This is a genomic window from Haloimpatiens lingqiaonensis, from assembly GCF_901447495.1.
Taxonomy (GTDB): Bacteria; Bacillota; Clostridia; order Clostridiales; family Clostridiaceae; genus Haloimpatiens; species Haloimpatiens lingqiaonensis.
This window is the reverse complement of the sequence record NZ_CABDWS010000044.1, coordinates 16942-27272: the sequence shown is the minus strand read 5'-3', so window position 1 is coordinate 27272 and position 10331 is coordinate 16942. Positions and strand designations below refer to the sequence as shown.

The window sequence follows — 10331 nt, the reverse complement described above, 5'->3', positions numbered from 1 at the left end:
TATACATATAGATCACTCTTTCTTAAAATTTTTAAATCATTATTAGTTTAACCCAAAATTATGATTATATAACTGATTTTATATAAATATATTTTGGAGTTAAAATATATTTGTAAAATAAATTTTAATATTCTTAATATTGTGTGAAAAGTCTTTAAAAGTACTTAACTTTGCTATATAATGGAATCACAAGGAATTTTAAGGGGAGAGAGGTGTAGGCAATGCTTTGTCCTTTTTTAACAACTGATAAGGAAAAAGTTGAATGTTTTAGTGAGTGTGCTTTTTTTGAATACGAGTTGAAGGGTAGTAAATGTCCATTTAAAAATAGTATTAAATCGGAAAAATATAAAAAATTTTGTGATAAGGACTTTGAAGAGGATGAATTTCAAGAACAGGAAAAATATATTAAAGAAATTTACTCTTAAGGCAGCTAATGTTTTTATTTATAAATATTGAAAAAGCTCCATATGTGTTTAAAATGGGAGCTTTTTTCAATAAATTTATATTTAATTTATCCGATGACTACCTGACGTAACACTCCACTTCTAACAAAGTGGGAGATAACGGCAGCTACGTCCCTAGATAACGATCTCTAACCTTCAGTTGGAGTAGAAACTCCATCTGAAGGTTAGAGATCTGTTTATGTTATTCTTCAAAGGAATCATTATATTTATTTAAAAGATTGTGTTTTAAATCCCAAAGTTTTCTGGAAAGGTCCACATAATAGTGATGTGGATTTTCTAATCTTAAAACTTCTGGCCATAAAGTTTCCAGCTGTTCTTCAGCAAATTTTTTAATTGACATTACATTAGGACTAGTGTAAACAGGTTTACCTTTATGAAATATCTTAACTAATAGTTCCTTGGCATAAAAGTTTTTAATTTTACGTTTTTTCCAAGTATAAACGGGATGGAAGATTTCCAAAGGTGAATCTTCATCTAGTACTTCATCATTTAAAGTTATCAAATCTGCAATTGCTTTGTCGGATTTTTTATCAAATATTCTATATATTTTTTTAAATCCAGGATTGGTAATTTTCTCAGCATTTTCACTTATTTTTATTTTAGGGGTTATTTCGCCATTATCTTCTTCCACGGCTACAAGTTTATAAACCCCGCCAAATACTGGTTCTGATTTGGCAGTTATAAGTCTTTCACCTACACCGAAGCTGTCAATTTGAGCCCCTTGTCTTAAAACATCTTTTATTATGTATTCATCTAATGAATTAGAAGCAACTATTTTAACGTCAGCATAGCCAGCTTCATCTAATATTCTTCTAACTTCTTTTGATAGATAAGTGATATCGCCACTGTCTATTCTAACCCCTTTAGGTCTATAACCCATAGGTATTAATACTTCATCAAAAACTTTTATTGCATTAGGAAGTCCAGATTTAAGTACATTATAAGTATCAATTAAAAGCACGCAGTTATCAGGAAAAGTTTTTGCCCAAGCTTCAAAAGATTTATATTCATTTTCAAAAAGTTGAATCCAGCTATGAGCCATGGTTCCTACAGCTGGTATGCCAAACATTTCTTCAGCTATAGTACAAGCAGTTGCACTACATCCACCTATTACCGCTGCTCTAGCACCGTAAATAGCTCCATCATAGCCTTGAGCTCTTCTAGAACCAAACTCCATTACAGGTCTATTTTCAGCACTTCTACAGATTCTATTGGATTTAGTAGCTATAAGTGTTTGATGATTAACAGTAAGTAAAATCATAGTTTCCACGAACTGAGCTTGTATAATAGGACCTTTAACTATAACTAGAGGTTCTCCAGGGAATACGGGATTTCCTTCAGGAATAGCCCAAACATCACAGGAAAATTCAAAATTTCTTAAATACTCTATAAAATCCTCAGAGAAGCAGTTTTTACTTTCTAAATATTTAATATCTTCATCTGTGAATTTTATACAAGATAAATAATCAATTAGTTGTTGTACTCCAGCCATTATACAATAGCCGCCTTTGTCGGGCACTCTTCTAAAAAACATATCAAAATATGCTATCTTATTACCTACATCATTATTTAAATAGCCATTAGCCATGGTTAATTCATAGAAATCTACAAGCATAGTAAGATTTCTTTCATTTTTAATATCAAATTTAGTTTCTTTTATCATAATATTCCCCTTCTTTTAAATAGTTAAGTATATTTAAATATATAACTGGACATATAGATTAAAAGTATACTATAGTTATTTTGTCATAGAATGACATATTTATTTTAATACTAATATAAATTTATTACAACTCTTTATTCAAATTTCCGGCAATTGTGAATTTTAAATCAAAAAGGAGTTGAATGCATATGAAAATAGAGTTAGACAAATATCAAAAAGATGCTGTATATTCCGAAGAGAATAATATTCTTGTGGTAGCAGCACCTGGCAGTGGGAAAACTACAGTTATACTTAATAGAGTATTATATTTAGTATGTAATAAAAAAGTTAATCCTAATAATATTATAGTGATAACATTTACTAAAGCAGCTGCTAATAGTATGAAGGAGAGATATTTGGCATTACTAAAAAGTATGAATGAAAATAATAAAAAACCGCCATTTTTTGGAACACTTCATGCTCTTTTTTATAAAATACTTAAAAATTATTATAGGAAAATAAATATAATTGAGGAAAGAGTATCTTATAGAATAATAGAAAACACATTGAAGAATTATTTGGATTGGGTTTCTGAAGAAAAGGTAAAAGAAGTTGTAAATCTTATATCTAAGTTTAAAACAAGTGGTGAATGTTTAGAGGAATACAATTTTAATATAGACAAAAAAATTTTCATGAACTGCTATGATGTTTATGAAGGATATAAAAAGGAAAGACAATTAATGGATTTTGATGATTTGGAAATAAAGTGTAAAGAGTTGCTAATTACTAATACAAGAATATTAGAGGGATATAGACGTTTATTTAAACATTTATTGGTAGATGAATTTCAAGATTGTGACAGTATTCAAATGGACATACTTAAATTATTATCCAGGGGAAATCATATATTTGCTGTGGGGGACGAGGATCAGTGTATTTATGGATTTAGAGGAGCAAAACCTGAATATATGGTTAATTTCTCAAAACACTTTTTTAAGGGAAATAAAAAATATTTAAGGACTAATTATAGAAGTCCTTTAAATGTGGTAGATATATCTAATAGGGTTATTGCTAATAATAAGATGAGAAATAATAAAGAGGTAACGGGTACAAAAGGCAAAGAAAATAATATAAATTTAATAAACACCTTTGATGAAAATACACAAGCAGTGGAAATAAATAATATTATACAAAAGCTTGTAAACATAAATAAATATGAATATGAGGATATAGCGATACTGTATAGAACTAATATGGAAAGTAGAAGTTTAATTGATGAGTTTATAAGAAAAGGTGTACCTTTCAAGCTTTTAGATAAAAGTTATAATTTTTTTGAGCACTTTATATGTAAAGATATAATATCTTACTTAAAACTAAGCATTGACAATAAGGACAAGGAGAGCTTTTTAAGAATTATAAATAAACCTTTTAGGTATATAAGTAAGGTGAATATAAATAAATTAAATGATCATAAAGAAAAGGTAGATCTATTTGAATATTTAAAGTTTATGGATGAAATACCTATATTTCAAATGAAAGTAATAGACACACTGAAAAAGGATGTAAATTATTTAAATTGTGTTTCACTGGAAAGTGCCATTAATCATATAATGTTAATTATAGGTTACAATGAATATTTAAAAGAGTATAGTAAAAAATTTAAAATACCTATAGAAGAACTGGAAGAAATAGTGGAAGAATTTAAATTATCCTGTAAAGAATATAAAAATATTAATGAATTTTTATGTCATGTGGAAAGTGTAAAAGAAAATATTAAAATTTCTAAAGAAAAAGAAAAAAAAGGTGTGATACTCAGTACTATACACGGTGTTAAAGGAATGGAGTTTAAAAACATTTTTTTAATTAACTGCAATGAGGGGGTAATGCCTCATGAGAATAGTATGGAAAATGATTTCAATTTAGAGGAGGAAAGAAGACTTTTTTATGTAGCTATTACTAGAACAATAGATAATATATGGCTTTGCATTACAGAAACTATAAAAGGTACTAGAAAAGGTGTGTCTAGGTTTATAGAAGAATGTGGATTGCATAATAAAAATAATGGACCTTGCATTAAAAAAGGCCATGAAGTAGTGCATAAAGTTTTTGGAAAGGGAAAAATTATAGAAGTGGGGGATAATTACATAGCTATAATGTTTAATGATGAAATTAAAAGAAAGTTTGATACTATATTAACCTTAAATTCTGGATTATTAAAGTTTAAATAAAACTATTAGAGTATATTATATTAAAATTAATATATTTAATATTGATTTTTTAAAGAATTATGATATACTAAATTGTGTAATAATGTGGACGTGTATAATGTATAAGGAGGTTTGTTTTGTATGGTAGAGTTCAAAAAAATGTGGCAAGATGTTTCCACTATGGTAGCAGAGCATAAAATTCATAGTACTAATTTAGATATAATAGAGACTTACGATGATGGATTTATAATACAATATGGTGCACAAAGATTTTTTGTAAACAAAAATAATTTCATTGATTTCTGGTGTAAAATGCTTTACTATAAAGAAGTTTCTAGAGAAGAGCTTATTAAAGAAGATGATGAAGCTCAAAAATGTGTATATGAGATAGTACAATCACTTCCTTATGTAAATGAAGAAAGTAATACCTTAAGGTTAATGAAATAGCATTATTGAATGTTGAAAATTATTATTATATAATGTTTTTATAAGATAAGATATAAAAGCTCATATTCTTAGAATATGAGCTTTAAAACTATTTAAAAAGAAGATAAATTATGGCTAAGTATGATATCAATAAGGGTATATTAGAGATTATACACAAGTGAGATATAATTACAGTAGTATGGGAATAATAATATACAGAATGGAGAATGAGTATGGATTTTTTTAAAAAAGCCTTAGAGATAAAAGATGAAGTTATAGAATATAGAAGAGATTTTCATAAGCATCCTGAATTGGATTATGAATTGCCTAGAACTTCTAGTATAATTAAAGAGTTTTTAGAAAAGGAAAATATAGAATATAAAGAGACAGCTAAAAGTGGCATATGTGCTTTAATAAAAGGGAATGGAAATAAAACCATAGCAATAAGAGCAGATATGGATGCACTGCCAATTCAAGATAAAAAGAGTTGTCCATATTCATCTTTAGAAAATGGAAAGATGCATGCTTGTGGTCATGATGCACATATGGCTATTTTAATTGGAACAGCCAAAATACTTAATTCTATTAAAGATAGGTTAGAGGGCAATGTAAAATTATTATTTGAACCTGCAGAGGAAACTACTGGAGGAGCCAAGTTAATGGTAAAAGAGGGAGTTCTAGATGATCCTAACGTAGATGCAGTTATAGGACTTCATGTAGAAGAATGGCTTAATGTTGGTGAAATAGGATTAAAAAAGGGAGTTGTAAATGCTGCATCTAATCCATTTACGGTAAAGATAATAGGAAAAGGTGGTCATGGGGCAAGTCCTAATGATACTGTGGATCCAATTGTAATAAGTGCCAATGTAATAAATGCTCTTCAAACCATAATTAGTAGAGAAATTTCCCCTACGGATCCAGGAGTTATAACTATTGGAAGTATACACGGGGGAACGGCTCAAAATATTATACCAGAGGAAGTTGAAATAAAAGGTATAATGCGTACCATGAAAAAAGAACAAAGAGAGTATGTAAATAGAAGATTTGTGGAGATTGTAGAAGGAATAGTCACTTCAATGAGGGGAAAATGTGAAATAAATATTGAAGAAAGTTATCCTAATCTTTATAATGATGATATGCTTTTAGAAAAATTTAAAAAGGTATCTACAAAAATATTTGAAGAAGGTAAGGTTAAAATATTGGAGGAACCTAGGATGGGAGTGGAGAGTTTTGCATACTTTTCTATGGAAAGACCATCAGTATTTTATTATTTAGGTTGTAGAAATGAAGAGATGGGAATAATAAGTCCTGCACATAGCAGCCATTTTGATATAGACGAAGATTGTATACCTTATGGAATAGCTATGCATTGTGCATTTGTAGAGGAGTTTTTAAATAAGCAAAATTCAGTAACAAATGAGAAATAGGAGTGATACGGTATGAGAATAGAAATTGGACCAAATGAAGCTGGACAGAGAATGGACAAATTTTTAAGAAAGCTGCTTAAGGATGTACCTTTAAGCAGAATATTTAAATCTATAAGAACAGGTGGAGTACGGGTAAATGGAAAAAAAGTGAAGCAAAATTATTCTCTAAATGAAGGGGATATTTTGATTTTTGAAGATATTCAAACTAATTCTTCTAAAAAAGAAGTAAAGAAATTAGATACTGGATTTTTAAAAATAACTTATGAAGATGAAAATATTTTAATTGTAGAAAAGTGGCCAGGAGTTTTGGTTCATTCAGATAAAAAGGATGGAGAGGCAACGTTAACAGACTATGTATTGTCCTATCTTTTTGAAAAGGGAGATTATACACCAGAAAAAGAAATAACTTTTACTCCAGCACCTTGCAATAGACTAGACAGAAATACATCTGGTGTAGTTATATATGGTAAAAATTTTGAGAGTTTAAAACTTTTAAATGAACTTATAAGAGAAAGAAAGGTTAAAAAATATTACACAGCTTTAGTAATAGGTAGAATTAACGAAGGAATTTATGAAGCTTATATAGCTAAAAATGAGGATAGTAATATATCTAAAATTTATAGGGAACCTAAAGAAAATACTAAAAAGATAGCTATGGAGGTTAAAGTAATTCAAACTATTGGAGCATATACATTAGTGGATATAGATTTAATAACAGGAAGAAGTCATCAGCTGAGAGCTCATTTGAGTTTTCTAGGTAATCCGATAGTAGGTGATCCAAAATATGGTGATAAAAAGTTAAATAACTTTTTTGAAAATAAGTATGGATTGAACTATCAATTTCTATATGCATATAAACTAATATTCAAAGATTGTGACGGAAAGTTAGCTTACATGAAAAATAAAACTATAGCAGAAAGTTTACCACCTATTTTAAAAAGAATTAAAAAAGACGTATTTAAATTTTAAGAAGGTGCTTTTATGAAAAAACAATCTACAACTAAAAGTTTTGCGGTGCTGTCCGCAGCACAAATTATATCTAAAGTATTATCTGTAGTTTATTTACCTTTTTTAATAAATATATTAGGTGACAAAGGATATGGTATGTATGCGGCGGCCTATATAGTTTATGCATTTATATATGTAGTAACTAACTCTGGAATACCGGTGGCTATTTCAAAAATAATGTCTGAGTTATTTGCCTTGGAAAATTTTAAGGATGCTATTAAAAGCTTTAAGATTGCAAGAACAATGCTTATATCTTTAGGTATAATTATGTCGGTTTTGATGTTTTTCCTAGCAGCGCCGCTGGCCACAGTTACAAAGTCTAAGTCATCGGCTTTAGCCATTAAAGCTTTGGCACCTACAGTGTTTTTTACTTCTATACTTACAGCCTATAGGGGATATTTTCAAGGAAGAAGTAATATGACTCCAACGGCAATATCACAGGTTATTGAGCAAATAATAAACACAGTTTTTAGCCTTGTTTTTGCCGCTATTTTGATGAAAAAAGGGCCTGAAATGGGAGCTGCAGGAGGAACTATAGGTACTTCCTTAGGCGCTTTTGTAGCCTCCGTATATTTAGTTATGGTTTACAATAGAAATAATCATATAAGAGTTCCAAAGGGATATAATGGTAAGGAAATAAAAAGGTATAGTAATAAAAGGTTAATAAACAAAATATTAAATTATTCAATACCTATGACTGTTTGCATAGGACTACAAAATGCAGGAGCATTGGTAGATCTTTGGAATGTAAAATCCAGATTGATTTCAGCGGGATTTTTAAGTGTAACAGAGGAGTTGTTTGGATGGCTGAGTAAGTATAATAGTTTAATAAATGTACCCATAGCCATAATATCCTGTTTGGCTGCAGCCCTTTTACCTGCTATATCTGGTGCAGCTGCTTTAAATGACAAAAAAGAAGTAGGGAAAAATATAAACTATGCCTTTAGATTATGTTTTTTAATATCAATACCAGCTGCTTTTGGACTTGCTGTTTTAAGTAAACCTATATATGAGCTTCTTCATGTTAGAGGTGGATATATGCTAATGCTTTTAGGATCTTCAGTTGTAGTACTTATGTCTGTAGTACAAATTCAAACAACTATTTTACAAGGTATAGGAAAATTATATGTAGTTACTTTATATGCTATTTTAGGATTATTAGGTAAGATAATTACAAACTACATATTTGTAGGTATACCTAAAATAAATATATTAGGTGCAGTAGCAGGAAATATAGTATGTTTTCTAATACCGTTATTTTTAAATTATATTACTATAAATAAGGTTTTAAAAGTGAAAATTAGTTTATATAAAAATATGAAAAAGCCATTAATTTCTTCTGTAATTATGAGTATAGCAGTATTAGTTGTATATTTAACTGTTAATGGAGTTATATCATTAGTATTTAAAGGATATTTAGGCAATGCAATAGCTACATTAGTCTCTATTGGAGTGGGAGCTTTAGTATATTTATATAGTTTAATAGTGTTTAGAGGAATAACAAAAGCTGATTTAGACACTATTCCAAGAAAATTAATAAGATTACTACCAAGGAAAATGATCAATCTTATAAAATAGTAAAAAGTCCTTCAAATTTAAATATTAGAAGGACTTTTTATTATTTAAAGGTTTAGGAATGCTGATGGTTTAAAATATTATATAAAATAGAAGAAGAGAAAATGAATACTGAAAATCCTAATAGTATTAAGAATATATTTTTTATAATTAAATTATTGGTAGTAACTAAATTATTTAATATAGTTAGGATTAAGAATACTATTATACCTAAAAATAAATGAGTTAGTATATTAATAAAAGGGAAGTTTATAAAGTATTCTTTTTTGATTTCATATAGGTTAGCTACTAATGTAAATAATGAGGTTACTATTAAACTAATTCCATAACCGTAAATGTTTATATTTGGAATAGATACCAATATATATATTAAAATTAATTCTATTAAGGCAGATAAAACAGAATTTCTTAAAACTATTTTTTGCTTACCCAGACCATTTAGTATGCCAAAGGTGGTGCTAGATACATATATAACAGGAGCTGATAAGGCTGCAAATTTAATAAAAGGAGCTAAATCGTTTCTTTTGAAAAATAACTGTCCTAAGTTATTTGGAATACTTAGGCATATAAAAAGTGTAGCCATACCTAAAACAAAGGATATATTTATAACTTCTGAAAACCGTTTTTGAAGAGATGAAAAATTTCCTTTACTTAAATTTTGTGATATATCTGGAACTAGAATAGTTGCAAGAGAATTAACCGCTATAAATGGGAAAAATATTATAGTAAAGGCCATGCCGGAAAATTTGCCTATTAAAGCTAATGCTTCTTCATGTAACAATCCACTACATATAAGACGCTTAGGTAGCATTAAGGTAGATACAGTATATAACCCTGTGGTTAACATACCGTTTATGCAAAGTGGTAAAGATATTACTAATATACCCCAAATAAGTTCTATAGAACTTTTAGTGTTTTTATAATATATAGGATAATTACTTTTATTTTTTTTGTAAAATATAAATAAAAATATAAAACTAAAAAATTCTCCTATAGTTAAAGCCATATATGTTATGGTGACAGTTTTGGTTACATCAGTAAGGTTAAAATAGCATATTAGTGATATTATAACAATCATCCTAACTGCTTTTTCTAAAATATCTATAAGTGATGGAGTGAAAACTTTAGATACACCATAAAAGTACCCCTTTAAAATTGCGGATAAAGCCACAAATATAATAGCTGGACATATAACCCAAAGGGAATATAGTGCTCTAGTATCTTTTATTATATTATTGCTTATTAATGGTGAAAATAAAAATAAAATTAATGCTATAATTAAAGCCCAAAAAAAGTCGAAGAATAATGAAGCCTTTACAGATTTATGTAGATTTCCAAATTCTTTTTTTCCATTAAAGTAGGCGCATTGTTTTGACATAGCAGTAATCATTCCACCGCAAACCACTACCGCAAAAAAGTCATATACAGGCATTATTAGGGAATAAAGCCCAAGACCCATGGCTCCTAAAGTTTGTGATAAAATTATAGAAAACATAAATTTAAGTATTCCAGTTATAAAGTTAGAACAGGTAAGTATAATTGAATTTTTAAAAAAGCTATCTTTATTCATAAAAAAATCCTC

Annotated in this window: 8 protein-coding genes; 6 read left to right on the top strand and 2 right to left on the bottom strand. The window is 28.5% G+C overall.

Annotated elements, in window-relative coordinates:
* Positions 1–221: 221 nt before the first annotated feature.
* Positions 222–425, top strand: coding sequence for a hypothetical protein (locus FGK85_RS09785; protein ID WP_138206112.1), 204 nt, complete (start codon positions 222–224; stop codon positions 423–425).
* Positions 426–645: 220 nt separating this feature from the next.
* Here FGK85_RS09785 and FGK85_RS09780 read toward each other — a convergent pair whose 3' ends face one another.
* Positions 646–2127, bottom strand: a complete 1482-nt coding sequence (locus FGK85_RS09780; protein WP_138206109.1) for a nicotinate phosphoribosyltransferase — start codon at positions 2125–2127, stop codon at positions 646–648.
* Between the two features lie 188 nt (positions 2128–2315).
* On the opposite strand from FGK85_RS09780, the gene FGK85_RS09775 reads away from it, so the two are divergent.
* The 5 genes from FGK85_RS09775 (at position 2316) to FGK85_RS09755 (ending at position 8752) form a co-directional block, all read left to right on the top strand.
* Positions 2316–4334: an ATP-dependent helicase gene (locus FGK85_RS09775; protein ID WP_138206106.1), complete on the top strand. Its 2019-nt coding sequence runs from the start codon at positions 2316–2318 to the stop codon at positions 4332–4334.
* 120 nt (positions 4335–4454) lie between these two features.
* Positions 4455–4760 carry a hypothetical protein gene (locus FGK85_RS09770; RefSeq protein WP_138206103.1) on the top strand — a complete coding sequence of 102 codons (306 nt, stop codon included), beginning with the start codon at positions 4455–4457 and terminating at the stop codon, positions 4758–4760.
* 212 nt (positions 4761–4972) lie between these two features.
* The gene (locus tag FGK85_RS09765; protein WP_138206100.1) at positions 4973–6166 is read left to right on the top strand and encodes a M20 metallopeptidase family protein; all 1194 of its coding nucleotides are present in this window, start codon (positions 4973–4975) and stop codon (positions 6164–6166) included.
* A gap of 12 nt (positions 6167–6178) precedes the next feature.
* Positions 6179–7135 carry an RluA family pseudouridine synthase gene (locus FGK85_RS09760; RefSeq protein ID WP_138206097.1) on the top strand — a complete coding sequence of 319 codons (957 nt, stop codon included), beginning with the start codon at positions 6179–6181 and terminating at the stop codon, positions 7133–7135.
* Positions 7136–7147: 12 nt separating this feature from the next.
* On the top strand, positions 7148–8752 hold the full coding sequence (locus tag FGK85_RS09755) for a putative polysaccharide biosynthesis protein (protein WP_138206093.1): 1605 nt from the start codon (positions 7148–7150) through the stop codon (positions 8750–8752).
* Between the two features lie 52 nt (positions 8753–8804).
* Here the strand turns inward: FGK85_RS09755 and spoVB are convergent, their stop codons facing one another.
* Positions 8805–10319, bottom strand: coding sequence for a stage V sporulation protein B (gene spoVB / locus FGK85_RS09750; protein WP_138206091.1), 1515 nt, complete (start codon positions 10317–10319; stop codon positions 8805–8807).
* Positions 10320–10331: the final 12 nt, after the last annotated feature.

Bases quoted from the DNA above. Each gene is read 5' to 3' on its own strand.
- FGK85_RS09775 (WP_138206106.1), top strand. From the start codon at position 2,316: ATGAAAATAGAGTTAGACAAATATCAAAAAGATGCTGTATATTCCGAA.
- spoVB (WP_138206091.1), bottom strand. From the start codon at position 10,319: ATGAATAAAGATAGCTTTTTTAAAAATTCAATTATACTTACCTGTTCT.
- FGK85_RS09765 (WP_138206100.1), top strand. From the start codon at position 4,973: ATGGATTTTTTTAAAAAAGCCTTAGAGATAAAAGATGAAGTTATAGAA.
- FGK85_RS09770 (WP_138206103.1), top strand. From the start codon at position 4,455: ATGGTAGAGTTCAAAAAAATGTGGCAAGATGTTTCCACTATGGTAGCA.
- FGK85_RS09755 (WP_138206093.1), top strand. From the start codon at position 7,148: ATGAAAAAACAATCTACAACTAAAAGTTTTGCGGTGCTGTCCGCAGCA.
- FGK85_RS09780 (WP_138206109.1), bottom strand. From the start codon at position 2,127: ATGATAAAAGAAACTAAATTTGATATTAAAAATGAAAGAAATCTTACT.
- FGK85_RS09760 (WP_138206097.1), top strand. From the start codon at position 6,179: ATGAGAATAGAAATTGGACCAAATGAAGCTGGACAGAGAATGGACAAA.
- FGK85_RS09785 (WP_138206112.1), top strand. From the start codon at position 222: ATGCTTTGTCCTTTTTTAACAACTGATAAGGAAAAAGTTGAATGTTTT.